Here is a 16,885-nt window from a genome sequence, read left to right as displayed (position 1 = left end):
AATTGAACCGAGAACTTTAACTGTTTTTTTATTCTGCGTTGTCTAAAAACTCCTTAAAACTTTCTTTAAATCTTTCTAAAAAAGATTTTCTCTTTTCTGCTTTTTCAGGAGCTACTTTTTGAGTTTCAGCTTTAATTTCTACTTCCTCTCCTTCTGACACTTCTGTTACAACTTCTTGTATAATTTCCTCTTCTATTAATGGTGCTTTTTCTAATCCTTCCATTAACAAGCCAACTGCTGTAGCATAACTTGGGCTTGACAATTTTTCATCAGAATCACCTGCCAAATGCTCGTTTGGAAAACCAATACGTGCATCCATTCCTGTAATATACTCTACCAACTGACGTAAATGTTGTAATTGAGAACCTCCTCCTGTTAAAACAATACCAGCTATTAGCTTTCCTTTTTGAGTTTCGTGACCATAGTTTTTTATTTCTAAATACACATGCTCAATAATTTCTTGCACACGTGCATGAATTATTTTTGAAAGGTTTTTAAGCGTTATTTCTTTTGGCTCTCTACCTCTTAAACCTGGAATAGAAACAATCTCCGTTTCTTTATTTTCTCCTGGCCAAGCAGAACCGAATTTAATTTTTAATAACTCCGCTTGTTTTTCTATAATAGAACAACCTTCCTTTATATCTTCTGTAATTACATTTCCTCCGAAAGGAATAACAGCTGTATGACGTATAATTCCATCTTTAAAAATGGCTAAATCTGTTGTTCCACCACCAATATCTATTAAAGCAACTCCTGCTTCTTTTTCTTCTTGACTAAGCACTGCTGAAGCTGATGCTAATGGCTCTAATGTTATATCTGAAAGATTTAAACCTGCACTTTTTACACAACGTCCAATATTTCTTATTGATGAAACTTGACCAACAACTACATGGAAATTTGCTTCTAATCTTCCACCATACATACCAATTGGTTCTTTAATATCTGGCTGAGAATCAACTTTAAACTCTTGTGGTAAAACATGGATAATTTCTTCACCAGGTAACATTACCAATTTATGAACTTGATTTACCAAATTAGCAATATCATCTTCATCTATAACTTCTTCTGGATTGTTACGTGTTATATAATCACTATGATGTAAACTTCGTATGTGTTGACCAGCGATACCAACAACAACTTCTTCAATTTTTTGACCAGAAACTCCTTCTGCTTCATCAATTGCTTGTTGAATAGATTGAATTGTTTGCGTAATGTTACTAACAACACCACGCTTAACACCTAAACTTTTAGCTTTACCAATACCTAAAACTTCAATTTTACCGTATTCATTTTTACGCCCAATCATAGCAACAATCTTTGTTGTTCCTATGTCTAAACCTACAGCTATTTTAGAGTTTTCCATTGCGATCTATTTTGTACACACAACTTGGTTGTGATATTTTACATTTATTGTTTGATAGTTATCTATCGTTTTATCTGCATACGCTTTATTATAAAACGCTTTTAACTTTTTAAATTTTACATCAGCATTTACAAACTTTCCAAATTCAATTCTATAATTTCCACTTCGAACATTAAAGAAATATTCTCCTGCTTCATTTTTTTGAATACCAATAACCTCTTTTTTTAGAAAATTGTCTGATAAAATTAAATTTACCAATTCTGTAATTTCTTTTATTTCTGTATCCGACTTAACTCCTGAAACTAGAGGCACTCTTGCCGAAAAATTTTGAGATAAGGGAATTTTAACTCCATCTCTATCAACATAAAATGATGTTGATTTCTCTATTAAACGAGCTATTGGTTCTCGTTGTTTTATTACAGTTTTAAGCACGCCATTTATACTTGCAAAAACCGATGCTTTTTCTACATAAGGATTTGTTAAGACACTTTGCTCTAAACCATGTAAATCTAACATACTTTTTGGTTGATTTACAACACTTTTTTGATTTTGTATTAACAATTTATTAACCATATGATGTGTTAAAAAATGATTGTCTCCTGCTTCAAATTCAACTTCAATTTTAGCTATTTTTTTACTAGCATTTCTAGTAGATGCAAAACCATACAAAAACGCTAAAACCCCAAATAAAACAAGGGGTAAGATATATTTTAAATAGTTTTTAAACCTCATATCTTTTGTGCTTTTTCTAATGAAATTACAACATCATTTATTAGCATTCCTATATCACCAGCTCCCAACATTGTTATAATTTTTGTTGAAGACTTTTGTATATTCTTAATTAAATCTACTTTAGTAGACACCATTTTATTTTTTGTGGTAATTTTTTCTAACAACCATTGAGAAGTAACACCTTTTATTGGTAATTCTCTAGCCGGATAAATATCTAATAAAATAACGGCATCAAACTTAGAAAGTGCTGCTGCAAAATCATCAACAAAATCTTTTGTTCTACTATATAAATGTGGTTGAAAAACTGCCAAAACATTTTCCCCAGGATACATTTCTCTAACCGAATTTTCTACCGCATTAATTTCTGTTGGATGATGTGCATAATCATCTATCAGAACCAAATCATCACTCTTAATTCTATAAGAAAAACGTCTTTGAACTCCTTTAAACGTTTTTAATTGTTCTTTTATCTTTTCTAAAGAAACACCATAAACATCTGCCATTGCTAAAGCTGCAAGCGCATTCATTACATTGTGTTTTCCAGGTAAATTAAATTCAATGTTTTTTATTTCTGAAGAAGGTGTTTTAACATCGAAAACATATTTTCCTGTTTCAATTTTAAGGTTAAATGCCTTATAATCTGCATCTTCACCAACACTATATGTTAATCCATTTAACGGAAGACCTTTGGCTACGATTAAAGTTTCAGAAACTTTACTTGCAAATTCTCTAAATGAATTTTGTAATCCTTCAGCTTCACCATAAATATCCAAGTGATCTGCATCCATAGAGGTTACACATGCAATATTTGGAGACAATTGTAAGAAAGACCTATCAAACTCATCTGCTTCAACTACCGAAATCTTATCTTCTCCTAAAATTAAATTCGAGTTATAGTTTTCTGCAATTCCTCCTAAAAAAGAAGTTGCTAAACTTGGTTGCATTATGTGCCCTAAAATTGAAGAAGTTGTGGTTTTTCCATGCGTTCCTGCAACTCCTAAACAAAATGTATTTTCAGTAATTCTCCCTAAAATTTCCGCTCGCTTTAAAACTGTAAAATCAGAATTAAAAAAGTAATTTAATTCCGTATGTTCTTTAGGTATAGCTGGCGTATAAACAACCAACGTTTTTTCTTTATCTAAAAATGAAATAGGTATATTTTTTACAGCATCTTCAAAATGAATATCTATACCAACTTTTTGTAACGCATCAGTAATTGGTGTTGCAGTTTTATCGTAACCAGCAACATTTTTACCATTAGCAGCAAAGTAACGAGCTATTGCGCTCATTCCAATTCCGCCAATACCTACAAAAAAGATGTTATGTATATTTTTTAAATTCACTATTTAATTAACTTTTCTATTTCGTTTACGATATTATTTGTTGCATTTGGCAATGCTAATTCGTTTATGTTTTCTGATAAATTCTCTTGTTTCCCTTTATCTTTCATCAAGGTTTCGAAAACAATTGAAAACGTATCTAACTCACTTTCTTTTAACAAAATTGCCCCATGTTTATCTGCAACAGATTTTGCGTTTTTTGTTTGATGATCTTCCGCCACATTTGGTGATGGAATAAAAATAGTTGGCTTACCAACAATACATAATTCTGAAACCGAACTTGCTCCTGCTCTAGAAATTATAACATCTGCAGCTGCATACGCTAAATCCATTCTGTTTAAAAACTGATGCACTTGTACATTTTCTAAATCGTTATATTTTTTATATTCATCAACATATAACTTACCACATTGCCAGACTAATTGAACCTCTTGATTTTTAAAAAATTCTAACTGACTCTCAATTAATTGATTTATTCTTCTAGCACCTAAACTTCCACCTAAAACTAAGATGGTTTTTTTCTTTTCATCGAATTTGAAAAAAGTCTTTGCCTCTTCCGTTTTAGTATGAATTGATAACAAATCTTGACGAACTGGATTTCCAGTTTTCACAATCTTTTCAGAAGGAAAAAAACGTTCTAAATTATCGTAAGCAACACATATTTTGCTTGCTTTTTTACTCAACAATTTATTGGTAATTCCTGGATACGAGTTTTGTTCTTGCACCAAAGTCGGAATTCCTTTTCGGTTTGCCATCATTAAAGTTGGCCCACTTGCAAAACCTCCAGTACCAATTACTGCATTTGGTTTAAATTTATTTATGATTGAATTTGCTTTCCATAAACTACTTATTAATTTAAATGGAAAAGATAAATTCTTAAAAGTAAGTTTTCTTTGAATTCCTGAAATCCAAAGCCCTTTTATTTCAAATCCCGCTTGCGGAACTTTTTCCATTTCCATTTTATCTTTTGCGCCAACAAATAAAAATTTAGCATCAGGATAACGTAACTTCAATTCGTTTGCAATTGCAATTGCAGGATAAATATGTCCTCCAGTTCCTCCTCCAGAAATTATAAATTTATATGGTTTCATGCAAAATATCTAAAGGGTTATCATCTAAAATATCTTCTTCCGTAACTTCTCTTGAAGCACTTACACTTAAAATCATTCCTAAGGCAAAACAAGTCATCCAAATTGAAGTTCCACCACTACTAATTAACGGCAAAGTTTGTCCAGTTACTGGAAATAAATTTATAGCTACAGCCATATTTATCATTGCCTGAAAAATAATTGGAACCCCAACACCAACAACCAATAATGTTGCAAAAACGGTATTGCTTTTTGTTGCTACAATCAAAATTCTAAAGAGCAAAAGGAAGTAAATAAAAACCACCATAAAAGCGCCTATTAACCCATATTCTTCAACTATAATTGCATAAATAAAATCTGAAGATGATTGTGGTAAAAAGTTCTTTTGAACACTTTTACCCGGACCTTTACCTGTTAAACCACCTGTTGCTATTGCTATTTTTGCTTTTTCTACTTGATAGTTTTCACTTGCATTTCCACTAGAAAAATTTTCAATTCTATTTTGCCAAGTTTGCACTCGATTAGGCATAGCATCAGGAAAAGCTTTTGCTACTAATATAAAAAGCAACAGAGACAAAAATCCCACTCCCAATATTACTCCAATGTATTTTAGAGGATAACCGCCAATAAAAACCAGCAAAACAATCATACTAAAGATAATTGCTGTTGTAGAGAAATTTGCTGGTAATATTAGCGCTAACGTACAGCCTACTGGTAACCATAATTGCCATAGACTCTCTTTAAAAACTATCTTTTTATCTTTATTTCTTGCTAAATACCTAGCAACAAATGCCATTAAGACCAAACCTGCCAATGTTGATGTTTGAAAACCAACACCTACAAACGGAATTCTGATCCAGCGACTTGCATTTGCACCTCCGATTGTAGTTCCTTGCGCCATTGTAAAAATCAACAACACTATAACCACTGGAAGCATTAATACAGATCCTCCACTAAAATATCTGTACGGAATTTTATGCACGCCATAAATTATTGCAAATCCCATTATTAATAAAACTATATGCTTTATTAAATGTCCTAAAGTTGAACCATTACCAACAACATACACCAAATTTGTGCTTGCGCTATAAACTGGCATAAATGAAAATATAGCCAAAACAGCAACAATTGCCCAAATGGTTTTATCTCCTTTTATATGTTGAAAAATGGTTTTCATAAGCCTCTCTTAATCTCTCCAAAGGAGAGAAACACTCTTGTGTTTATCTGTATTAATTATTTTTACTTAAATTTTATGCAATCTCTTCTCAAACTTACTCACTCCTTCCCTTTGGGAAGGTTGGGAGTTTTTTTTTCTTACAAGTTTCTTACTGCTTGCTTAAATTTACGCCCACGATCTTCGTAACTTTCAAATAAATCAAAACTTGCACAAGCAGGAGACAACAATACTACATCTCCTCTTTCTGCAATTTTATTAGCAACTTTTACAGCCTCTTCCGCACCAGCAGTTTCGACAATAACGTCTACTACATTACCAAAGCTTTCAATTATTTTTTTATTATCTAAACCTAAACAAACAATTCCTTTTACTTTTTCTCTAACTAAAGGCATTAAATCTGAATAATCATTTCCTTTATCCACACCACCAACTATCCAAACCGTTGGATTATCCATACACTCTAAAGCATAAAAAGTTGCATTAACATTAGTTGCTTTACTGTCATTTATAAATGCAACGCCGTTTACTTTCTGAACTTTTTCTAAACGATGTTCTGCTCCTTCAAAATCCTCTAAACTTTCAGCAATTGTTTGCTTTCTTACCTTAAGTAATTGAGCTGCTAATGTAGATGCCATTGCATTCTTTGTATTGTGTTTTCCTTGTAATGTTAGTTTAGCTATACTCATCTTAAATTCCTCTGAATTAATGTTTGTTATTATTTCTTTATTTCTTAAAAATGCTCCGTAAGGCAATTCTTTTGTTATCGAAAACGGAACTAATTTTGCTTTCGTTTTATTTTGACTTAGCCAATTACAAATGGCTTCGTCGTCTGCATCATAAATCAAAAAATCATTAGGGGTTTGATTTTTTGTAATGCGAAATTTTGATGCTATATATTTATCAAAATTGTAATCATATCTATCGAGATGATCAGGTGTAATGTTTGTAATTATTGCAATATGTGGGCTAAAATCTTTTATTCCATCTAATTGAAAACTACTTAACTCTAACACATATTTATCGAAGTTTTCTACAGCAACTTGGGCTGCAAAACTGTCTCCAATATTCCCGGCAACTCCAACATTTAATCCACCAGTTTTTAAAATATGATGCATTAACAACGTTGTTGTTGTTTTTCCATTTGAACCCGTAATTCCTACAACAGTTGCATTTGTAAATTCTGATGCAAACTCTATTTCTGAAACCACAGAAATTCCTTTTGAAATTAAATCTTGTATCAACTTAACTTTATCTGGAATTCCAGGGCTTTTCATTACTACATCAGCTTCAAAAATTTTTGCTTCTGTATGTTGATTCTCCTCGAACTCAATCTCGTTTTGTAAAAGAACTTTTTTATACTTTTCTTTAATACTTCCTCTATCAGAAAGAAAAACACTGTAACCTTTTTGTTTTCCTAAAATTGCGGTTCCAACACCACTTTCTCCTCCTCCAAGAATTACTAATTTTTTCATCTATCTTAATTTCAGCGTAACAATTGCAAACACTGCAAATAAGACTCCTACAATCCAAAAGCGAACTACAATTTTGCTTTCGTGATAATTTAATTTTTGATAATGATGATGTAAAGGCGCCATTTTAAATATACGTCTTCCAACACCATATTTCTTACGTGTAAACTTGAACCAAAAAACCTGTAAAATCACTGATAAATTTTCTACCACAAAAATTCCTGCTAAAATTGGAAGCAACAACTCTTTTCTTATCGCAATTGCTATAACAGCTATAATTCCACCGATAGTTAAACTTCCTGTATCTCCCATAAAAACTTGCGCTGGAAAAGTATTATACCAAAGAAACCCTATTAAAGCACCTGCAAAAGCAAGTATAAAAACAGTCATTTCACCGGAATTGGGGATATACATTACATCTAAATAGTTGGCAAAAATTATGTTTCCAGAAACCCAAGCAAAAATTGCCAGAGCAATTACCATTATAGCGGAACTTCCTGCCGCTAAACCATCAATCCCATCAGTTAAATTAGCTCCGTTTGATATTCCTGTTACAATAAAAACTACCACAAAAATGAAGACAATCCAACCATATTTTTCATATCCATCGCCTAAAAAACTAAGCGCTTTTGCGTAATCCAATTCGTTATCCTTTAAAAACGGAATGGTAGTTTTAGTAGATTTGTGTGCATCTCCATACACTTTAGTTCTTCCACTCTCCAATACAACTTGCTCAGATATTGGAAGTTGCTCTTTAATAACTACATCATCATTAAAATAAAGCATAGAACCCACTATAATTCCTAAACCAACTTGTCCTAAAACTTTAAATCTTCCTTTTAAACCGCCTTTATCCTTCTTAAATACTTTTATATAATCATCCGCAAAACCAATTAAACCCATCCAAATTGTGGTAATAATTAGAATGATGATGTAAATATTATTCAACTTAGCCAATAACAAAACCGGAATTAACGTAGCCAGAATAATAATAATCCCACCCATAGTTGGAGTCCCAGCTTTTTCAACCTGTCCATCCAAACCTAAGTCTCTAATACTTTCACCAACCTGTTGTTTGCGTAAAAAATTGATTATTCTTTTACCGTAAATTGCTGAAATCAACAAAGACAAAATAAACGCAGATGCTGCACGAAACGTAATAAAACGAAACACACTAGCTCCTGTTAAACTAAACTCTTGCTCTAAATATTGAAATAAATAATACAGCATTTTATTGTTTTTTTAATTGATTAAAGCATGCTACAACCTCTTCTAAATCATCAAAATGAAAACGCTCTCCGTTAATTTCTTGATAATTTTCGTGTCCTTTTCCTGCTATTAAAATAATGTCGTCTTTTTGCGCAAATTTGCAGGCAGTTTTAATTGCTTGCCTTCTGTCTAAAATTGATAGTGTTTTTCTATAGTTTTCAGCAGAAACACCCGCTTCCATTTCTTCTATAATTACCTGTGGATTTTCACTCCTAGGATTATCCGAAGTAAAAATTGCTTGATTGCTTAATTGCGAAGCAATATGTGCCATTTTAGGTCTTTTTGTTTTATCTCTATCGCCACCACAACCAACAACCGTAATTACAGTTTCGTTACCCGTTCTTATATCATTTATAGTTTCTAACACATTTTTTAATGCATCTGGCGTGTGTGCATAATCTACAATTGCAGTAACTCCATCGTCGGAAACCACATATTGAAAACGCCCACTTACACTTTCCAACTCACTAATAATCCTTAAAACCTCCAGTTTTTCTAAACCTAACAATTCTGCCGTTCCAACAATTGCTAATAAGTTATACGCATTAAACTCTCCTATTAACTTAGTCCAAACCTCAACATTATTTATCGTTAATAAAGTTCCAGACAAACGTTTTTCTAATATTTTCGCTTTAAAATCAGCAAGTGTTTTTAAAGCATAACTTTTATGTTTTGCTGCTGAATTTTGCAACATGAAATTGCCGTTTTTGTCATCAAGATTTACCAATGCAAAAGCAGATTTTGGCAAACTGTCAAAAAATATTTTTTTAACATCTCTGTACTCTGCAAATGTTTCGTGATAATCTAAATGATCGTGAGAAAGGTTCGTGAAAATTCCACCTGCAAAGGTTAAACCTTCTGTTCTTTTTTGATGAATTCCATGAGAACTTACTTCCATAAAACAGTATTCAACACCTTCTTCTATCATTTTATCCAAATACTCATTTATTGCAACTGAATTTGGCGTTGTATGTGTTGCTTTATATTCAGTTTCATCAACCAATATTTTTACAGTTGAAAGCAACCCAACTTTATAACCCGCTTTTTTAAATAGCTGATATAAAAGTGTAGCAACTGTGGTTTTACCGTTAGTTCCCGTTACACCAACCAACTCTAATCTCTTAGAAGGATTATCAAAAAAGTTGGAAGCCATTATTGCCAAAGCAACATCCGAATCTTGAACTTGCACATAGGTAATTCCAGTTAATTTTTCTGAAGGAATAGCCTCACAAATAACCACTGTCGCTCCTAAATTAATTGCTTTATCTATAAACTGATGACCATCTGACAATACACCTTTTTGCGCAACAAAAACATTATCTCTCTCCACTTTCCTACTATCAAAATGAATTGCAGACACAGCAATATCTGTTGCGCCAAAAACAGCATCAACAGAAACCTTATATAATATGTCTTTTAAAATCTTCAATTTATGATAGCTTTAAAATGATTGTATTTCCTTTCTTAAACTCCTGACCAATAGTTAATGATTGATAGGTTACTTTTCCCGTTCCAGAAAACTGAACATTTAACCCAATGTTTTCCAATAATGAAATAGCATCCATACCACTCATACCTTTTACATTCGGCACTTTCTTGGTAGCTTTTTGCAGTCTAGTGTAATAACTTCTATAATCTTTATCTATACCTTTTATTGAAACCGTATCTGATACAGCTTGATTATTTATTGGCGTAGTTGTGTAAATCTTTTGTGCTATTTCTTTAAAAACGGGCGCTGCCACAATTGCTCCGTAATAACCCTTCTCTTTTTTAGGATCATGAACAACTACAATGCAAGAATATTTTGGATTTTTCACAGGGAAGAAACCAGCAAATGAAGCCACATAGTTCTTATTAGAATAAGCACCATTAACAACCTTTTTTGCCGTTCCTGTTTTTCCTGCCATCGAAAAGTTAGGGGAATATATGTTATCTGCAGTTCCTTTTTTAACTACATTTTCCATCACTTTACGTACTTTATCAATAGTAACTTGTGATGCTATTTTCTTCTTTAAAACTACTTTATCAAAACGTTTTTCAACCTTACTACCAACACGAAGCTCTTTTATAAAACGTGGCTTTACCATTTCTCCATCGTTAGCAACAGCGTTGTAGAATGTCAATGTTTGTAATGGTGTTAAAGAAACTCCATAACCCCAAGCCATCCATTCTAGAGAAATTTTATTCCATCTTTTCTTATCTGAAGGAAGCGGAATATATGGTTTTCCTTCACCTTTAATTTTTACACCCGTCATTTCATCCAACCCAAAAGAACTCAATCTATCAGTAAATTTTTTCGGATTTTTATCGTAATGTTTTCTTATTGCCTTTACAATACCAACATTAGAAGAAACCTCAAAAGTACGTGCCAAAGATATTTTACCATAACCTCCACGCTGGCTATCCTCTACTTTTTTACCGTGAATAAAAATTCTTCCTTTTTCCGTATCAATTACAGTTGAAGTATCTACAACTTTATCCTCTAAAGCAGCCATTAAACTTGCTAACTTAAAAGTAGAACCTGGTTCATGACTTTCCCAAACAGCATAATTTCTTTTTTCGTAATATTTCCCTTTAGATGTTCTTCCTAAATTAGCAATAGCTTTAATCTCTCCTGTTTTGGTTTCCATTACTATGGCACAACCATGTTCAGCTTCAAAATATTCCAACTGCCTTAACAACGCATGATGCGTAACATCTTGAATATTTACATCTATTGTTGTAATTACATCTCTACCGTCAATTGGCTCCTTCTCATTTACATCATTAATAGGCTTCCACTGGTTTTTTGCTATTTTCTGCTTTAAACGCCAACCATTTTCTCCTTCCATATAAGAAGCAAAAGCACCTTCAATTCCAGCTCCTCCCCTATGATCATCATAACCAATTGTTCTTTCAGCAATTTTACCAATTGGATGTGCTCGTACAGTTTTTTGTTCGGCAATAAAACCACCTCTATAAACACCTAATTTAAAAATAGGAAAGCTTTTCATTTTAACGTAGTCATTATAACCAACGTTTCTAGCAATTAACAAATACCTGTTTTTTCTTTTTTTAGCTTCGCGAAGTTTATTTTGATAGTGACTAACAGATTTACCCAACATATTAGATAATGACTTAGAAAGCTCTTTTATATTTTTCTCAAATACTTCAGACTTAACCGCAACAACATCCATTCTAATAGTATACTTTGACATTGAAGTCGCCAATAAATTACCATCAGAAGCATACACATTACCTCTATTGGCAAAAATTGTATCGTTTCTTTCGGTTATTTCCTCAGAAAGTTTCCTATACTTATCACCATCAACATATTGAAGATTAAAGATTTTAAAAAGTATCGCAATAAAAAAAAGCGCCATTAAACCCGCCACTGCGTAAAGTTTATTTAATATGCTTTTTTTTAACGTTTTCAACTTTTTACTCTTTATTAATGGTTACTTTTATTTTTTGGGGAGGCGTTTTTGCTGTTTCTAAACCTGTTGGCTTAACTTTTTTCCGAATACTACTTTCCATTTTCATTCTAGTTAAAATAGTACCAGTATCTACAAACTCTGCATGTAATTCCCTTTTCTTCTTATTAAGTGTTGCTATTTTCACTACTTTTTCATCCGCTCTGTGAGCGCTAGAAATCATTATTAACAACAACCCAACTATAAATATGATTATTCGCCAATTTTTAAACGCAGATTCATCTGTAAGAAAACTTCCTCGAAGAATACCATACACGTTCTTTTTGACCTTATTCATTTTACTTCTTTAAAGTTGCTATTCTTAACTTAGCGCTTCGAGCCCTGTTGTTCAATTTGATTTCCTCAGGGGTTGGAATTATCAATTTGCCAACTTTCTTCAAAGGTTCACTAGTGTTACCAAAAAAATCCTTTTCTGGCTCGCCGCTAAATTTACCCATCTGTATAAATCTCTTAACTAATCTATCTTCTAAAGAATGATATGAGATTACACTTAATCTTCCTTCTGGTTTTAAGAGCTGGGGGATTTGCTCTAAAAACTCTTTTAATACTTCTAACTCTTGATTTACCTCAATTCTAACTGCTTGAAATATCTGAGCTAATATCTTATGTTCTTTTGCCTTCGGAAGAAACTCTTGTAACACTTCCTTCAACTGAAAACTTGTTCTAATTTCTTGTTCTTTTCTTGATGCAACTATCTTTTTAGACAATGCTCTTCCGTTTCTTAACTCGCCATATAAAAACAAAATGTCCGCAAGCCTTTCTTCACTATATTTATTGATAATGAATTTTGCTGATTTTTTCGAATTCTGATCCATTCTCATATCTAAATCCGCATCAAAACGCGTAGAAAAACCACGCTCTGCAACATCAAACTGATGAGATGAAACTCCCAAATCTGCCAAAACCCCATCAACTTTACTTATTCCGTAAAACCTTAAAAACCTTGATATGTACCTAAAATTTTCTGCAATCAACACAAATCTCTCGTCATCAATTTTATTCTCTAACGCATCTGGATCTTGATCAAAAGCAAACAATCTTCCTTTTTTACCTAATCGACTTAATATTTCTCTAGAATGACCACCTCCACCGAAGGTAACATCTACATAAACCCCATCTTCCTTAATATCAAGAGCATCAATACTTTCGTGTAATAAAACTGGATTATGATAACTCATCTACATCTGTATTTCCCATTACTTCCTCTGCTAAATCCGCAAAATCTACAGCGGCATCATCAATAGCTTTCTCGTACTTGTCTTTATCCCAAATCTCAATAATATTAACTGCTGAAGAAAGCACTACTTGTTTTTGAATTCCCGCAAAATGACATAAATCTTTAGGAATTAAAATTCTTCCAGAAGCATCCATTTCAACTACTTTCACACCTGCCGTAAAACGACGGATAAAATCATTATTCTTTTTAACAAACCTGTTTAACTTATTGATTTTCTCCATCATTAAGTTCCATTCCTTCATTGGATACAACTCTAAACAAGGCTGAAAAACCGCTCTCTTAACAACAAAACCCTCTTGTAACACAGGCGCAAGTTGCTTCTTAAAAGCTGATGTCATCATCAGTCTTCCTTTAGCATCGGCTTTACACTCGTATGTTCCAATTAAGTTTATCACTATATAAATATCAATTTATCAATATTCAAAAATATAAATTATTTACCACTTTTTACCACAATTTACCACATTGTTGATAAATTTAACCTTTTTCAATGTTTACAACAGTTTGACTCTGGATTTTATGTTGAAAACCCTAATTTTAAAAATGATTTAATCATGAATAAAAAAAAACTATATTTGCGTTTATGTCAAACCCACAATATAAATGACAAACAATTTAAAAACAGAAGGAAAGTTTACGTACGCTGAAGCTGGAGAAGGAAGAGCAATTATTGTATTGCATGGACTTATGGGAGCTTTAAGTAATTTTGGCGACACCTTTGATCATTTTTCAAAAAAAGGCTATAAAGTTTTAATTCCTGAATTACCTTTATACACACTTCCGCTATTAAAAACAAATGTTAAGAACTTAGCTAATTTCTTACATGATTTTATAGAGCATAAAAAACTAGAAGATGTTGTTTTATTAGGAAATTCTCTTGGAGGACATATAGCACTTTACTACATTAAACAATATCCGAAAGATGTTGCAGGATTGGTATTAACTGGAAGTTCTGGTTTATATGAAAATTCTATGGGAAATAATTACCCAAGAAGAGGCGACAAGGAATTTGTAGCCAATAAAACACGTGAAGTATTTTACGACCCTGAAGTTGCAACCGAAGAATTAATTGATGAAGTTTACGGGGTAATTAATGACAGAAATACACTGTTAAAAACTTTAGCTATTGCAAAAAGCGCAGTAAGACATAACATGGCTAAAGACTTACCAAACATGAAACAGCCAACTTGTTTAATCTGGGGAAAACAAGACTCAGTAACTCCTCCAGAAGTTGCAAATGATTTTCATAAACATTTACCAGATTCAGATTTATTTTGGATTGATAAATGTGGACACGCAGCAATGATGGAAAGACCAGAAGAATTTAACCAAGTTTTAGAAAACTGGTTAACCGAAAAAAACATCTAAACAACAGGATGAAAATAAAATCTGCAGAGTTTATAATGAGTAACAGTAATGTTACCAAAGCACCAAAGGATAGAATTCCAGAATATGCTTTTATAGGTCGTTCTAATGTTGGTAAATCTTCATTAATTAACATGTTAATGGAACGTAAAGAATTAGCTAAAATTTCCGGAAAACCCGGAAAAACTCAACTTATAAATCATTTTAAGATTAATAACGATTGGTTTTTAGTAGATTTACCTGGTTATGGTTACGCTCAAATTTCTAAAAAGAAACGTACCATTTTTCAATTTTTTATAGAAAACTACTTCAAAGAACGCGAGCAGTTAGTTTGCACATTTGTCTTAATAGATTCTCGTCACGATCCGCAAAAGATTGATTTAGAGTTTATGCAGTTTCTAGGAGACAATCAGATTCCATTTTGTATTGTTTTCACAAAAGCAGATAAATTAGGTAGCTCTAAATTGAACAATCAAATTAATGCATACAAAAAGAAATTAGCAAATTTTTGGGACCCAATTCCTACTTCATTTGTAACCTCTTCATCTACAAGTTTTGGACGTGAAGAATTTTTAGAATTTATTGACGGAATAAATAAAGACGTAGCTAAAGATTTTAAATAAATCTATGCACTCTACCAAAGAAAACTTACAGGTTTTACACGAAGACAATCATTTAGTAATTGTTAATAAACGCGCTGGAGATATTGTTCAAGGTGACAAAACTGGAGACAAACCACTTAGCGACGTTGTAAAAGAATACATAAAAGACAAGTACAATAAACCTGGAGCAGTTTTTCTAGGCACAGTTCACCGATTAGACAGACCAACTTCTGGAATTGTAATTTTTGCAAGAACCTCTAAAGCCTTAGAGCGTTTAAATAAAATGCTTCGCGAAAAAACAATAAAAAAAACCTATTGGGCAGTTGTTGAAAAATTTCCAAAGAAAGAAAAAGATTCGCTGATAAATTTTTTAAAGAAAAACCCCAAAAACAACAAATCAACTGCATACTCCAAAGAAATTGATGGAAGTAAAAAAGCAACTTTACATTATCAATTACTAAAAAAATTAGACAATTATTCTTTATTAGAAGTTGATTTAGAAACTGGGCGTCATCATCAAATTAGAGTACAGCTTTCTACTATTGGATCAATTATAAAAGGTGATTTAAAATACGGCGCAAAGCGCAGCAATAAAGATGGAAGTATTCATTTACACGCTCGTAAAATTGAGTTTATTCATCCAGTAAGTAAAGAATTAATAAAATTAACTTCTCCAACACCAAAAGACCCTATTTGGGATGCTTGTTTGTAATTTGTATATTAGACAAATTTAAAACATGAAAGCCCTTAAGTATTTATCAATTTCCATTTTACCAATCACCGTTTTTATCGCTTTTACAAGTACTGGCTGGCTTACTTTTTTACCTTTAATAACCTTCTTTGGACTTATTCCTTTACTAGAATTATTCTTTAACCCAAATAAAGAAAATTTCACAAAAGATGAAGAGCAAAAAGAGAAGGAAAACAAAATTTATACATCAATATTATACGCAACCGTACTTATCCAAGTTCTATTTTTAGGATGGTTTTTTGTTGCAATTCAAGAAACAGATTTAGCAACTTTTGAAATTATTGGAAGAATAACCGCAATGGGATTAATGTGTGGAGCAATAGGACTCAACGTTGGTCATGAATTAGGCCATAGAAACAATAGATTTGATGAATTTTTAGGAGAAATTTTATTACTAACTTCTTTAAACACACATTTTTTACCTTACCACAATGCTGGACATCATTTTAATGTAGCAACTCCAAAGGATGCAGCTACAGCAAGAAAAGGAGAAATTTTATACCTTTTTTGGATTCGCTCTCACTTTCAAAGTTACAGCCAAGCTTGGAACGCTGAAAATACTCGTTTAAAAAACAGTGAAAGAAGTTGGTTTCACATCCAAAATAGAATGATAATTTACACAATTTGCAACTTCATTTTAGTAGGCGGAATTTACTTTTTCTTCGGAAGTTTTGTAACGCTAGCATTTTTGGCAGCAGCAATTTTTGGAATTTTACAACTAGAAACTGTAAACTATATAGAACATTACGGACTACTTAGAAAACAGAATGAACACGGGCGTTACGAACGTGTTAAAAGAACACATTCTTGGAATTCTGACCACGTAATTGGGCAAGCAATGCTATTTAACCTATCTCGTCATTCCGATCATCATTATAATGGAGCAAAGCATTATCAACTTTTAAAAACATTACCCGAAAGTCCACAAATGCCAACAGGTTATCCTGGCATGATGTTACTTTCTCTATTTCCACCATTATGGTTTAATTTAATGAATAAAAAACTAAAAGAAATTTAAT

Annotated in this window: 16 protein-coding genes; 4 read left to right on the top strand and 12 right to left on the bottom strand. The window is 32.3% G+C overall.

Features of this window, described 5'->3' with window-relative positions; translation table 11 throughout:
* Nucleotides 1-28: 28 nt before the first annotated feature.
* The 12 genes from ftsA to mraZ form a co-directional block, all read right to left on the bottom strand.
* On the bottom strand, nt 29-1,363 hold the full coding sequence (ftsA, locus tag L1S33_RS05825; RefSeq protein WP_240552958.1) for a cell division protein FtsA: 1,335 nt from the start codon (nt 1,361-1,363) through the stop codon (nt 29-31).
* Nucleotides 1,364-1,369: 6 nt separating this feature from the next.
* Nucleotides 1,370-2,095, bottom strand: a complete 726-nt coding sequence (locus L1S33_RS05820; RefSeq protein ID WP_240561603.1) for a cell division protein FtsQ/DivIB — start codon at nt 2,093-2,095, stop codon at nt 1,370-1,372.
* Nucleotides 2,092-3,438, bottom strand: coding sequence for a UDP-N-acetylmuramate--L-alanine ligase (gene murC / locus L1S33_RS05815; protein ID WP_240561602.1), 1,347 nt, complete (start codon nt 3,436-3,438; stop codon nt 2,092-2,094). The genes L1S33_RS05820 and murC overlap by 4 nt, the downstream gene beginning before the upstream one ends.
* Nucleotides 3,438-4,526, bottom strand: a complete 1,089-nt coding sequence (gene murG / locus L1S33_RS05810) for an undecaprenyldiphospho-muramoylpentapeptide beta-N-acetylglucosaminyltransferase (RefSeq protein ID WP_240561601.1) — start codon at nt 4,524-4,526, stop codon at nt 3,438-3,440. Before murG ends, murC begins: the two co-directional genes overlap by 1 nt.
* Entirely contained in the window at nt 4,513-5,700 is a 1,188-nt protein-coding gene (locus L1S33_RS05805; protein ID WP_240561600.1) for an FtsW/RodA/SpoVE family cell cycle protein, read from the bottom strand. The genes murG and L1S33_RS05805 overlap by 14 nt, the downstream gene beginning before the upstream one ends.
* Nucleotides 5,701-5,837: 137 nt before the next feature.
* Entirely contained in the window at nt 5,838-7,172 is a 1,335-nt protein-coding gene (gene murD / locus L1S33_RS05800) for a UDP-N-acetylmuramoyl-L-alanine--D-glutamate ligase (protein WP_240561599.1), read from the bottom strand.
* A complete protein-coding gene (gene mraY / locus L1S33_RS05795) occupies nt 7,173-8,399 on the bottom strand; it encodes a phospho-N-acetylmuramoyl-pentapeptide-transferase (protein WP_240561598.1) in 1,227 nt (408 codons plus the stop codon).
* Between the two features lies 1 nt (nt 8,400).
* Nucleotides 8,401-9,867 (bottom strand): UDP-N-acetylmuramoyl-L-alanyl-D-glutamate--2,6-diaminopimelate ligase, encoded by a 1,467-nt coding sequence (locus L1S33_RS05790; RefSeq protein WP_240561597.1) that lies wholly within the window; start codon nt 9,865-9,867, stop codon nt 8,401-8,403.
* A 1-nt stretch (nt 9,868) separates the two neighbouring features.
* On the bottom strand, nt 9,869-11,800 hold the full coding sequence (locus L1S33_RS05785; protein ID WP_240561596.1) for a penicillin-binding protein: 1,932 nt from the start codon (nt 11,798-11,800) through the stop codon (nt 9,869-9,871).
* Nucleotides 11,801-11,858: 58 nt separating this feature from the next.
* Nucleotides 11,859-12,188: an FtsL-like putative cell division protein gene (locus L1S33_RS05780; protein ID WP_072555691.1), complete on the bottom strand. Its 330-nt coding sequence runs from the start codon at nt 12,186-12,188 to the stop codon at nt 11,859-11,861.
* A gap of 1 nt (nt 12,189) precedes the next feature.
* Nucleotides 12,190-13,089 (bottom strand): 16S rRNA (cytosine(1402)-N(4))-methyltransferase RsmH, encoded by a 900-nt coding sequence (gene rsmH, locus L1S33_RS05775; RefSeq protein WP_240561595.1) that lies wholly within the window; start codon nt 13,087-13,089, stop codon nt 12,190-12,192.
* Nucleotides 13,076-13,543 (bottom strand): division/cell wall cluster transcriptional repressor MraZ, encoded by a 468-nt coding sequence (mraZ, locus tag L1S33_RS05770; RefSeq protein WP_240561594.1) that lies wholly within the window; start codon nt 13,541-13,543, stop codon nt 13,076-13,078. The genes rsmH and mraZ overlap by 14 nt, the downstream gene beginning before the upstream one ends.
* Nucleotides 13,544-13,751: 208 nt before the next feature.
* Between mraZ and L1S33_RS05765 the strand changes: the two genes are divergently transcribed.
* From L1S33_RS05765 to L1S33_RS05750, 4 genes are read left to right on the top strand one after another with little or no spacing between them, the layout of a single operon-like run.
* On the top strand, nt 13,752-14,516 hold the full coding sequence (locus tag L1S33_RS05765; RefSeq protein WP_240561593.1) for an alpha/beta fold hydrolase: 765 nt from the start codon (nt 13,752-13,754) through the stop codon (nt 14,514-14,516).
* An 8-nt stretch (nt 14,517-14,524) separates the two neighbouring features.
* Nucleotides 14,525-15,136, top strand: coding sequence for a ribosome biogenesis GTP-binding protein YihA/YsxC (gene yihA / locus L1S33_RS05760; protein ID WP_240552969.1), 612 nt, complete (start codon nt 14,525-14,527; stop codon nt 15,134-15,136).
* A 4-nt stretch (nt 15,137-15,140) separates the two neighbouring features.
* Complete coding sequence (locus tag L1S33_RS05755) at nt 15,141-15,827, top strand: RluA family pseudouridine synthase (protein WP_240561592.1); 687 nt, start codon at nt 15,141-15,143, stop codon at nt 15,825-15,827.
* A gap of 25 nt (nt 15,828-15,852) precedes the next feature.
* Complete coding sequence (locus L1S33_RS05750; RefSeq protein WP_240561591.1) at nt 15,853-16,884, top strand: alkane 1-monooxygenase; 1,032 nt, start codon at nt 15,853-15,855, stop codon at nt 16,882-16,884.
* The last annotated feature ends 1 nt before the right edge of the window (nt 16,885 follow it).

Origin of the sequence: Tenacibaculum aquimarinum (assembly GCF_022478115.1) — a bacterium.
Lineage (GTDB): Bacteria > Bacteroidota > Bacteroidia > Flavobacteriales > Flavobacteriaceae > Polaribacter > Polaribacter aquimarinum_A.
This window is presented reverse-complemented; position numbering and strand designations above follow the sequence as displayed.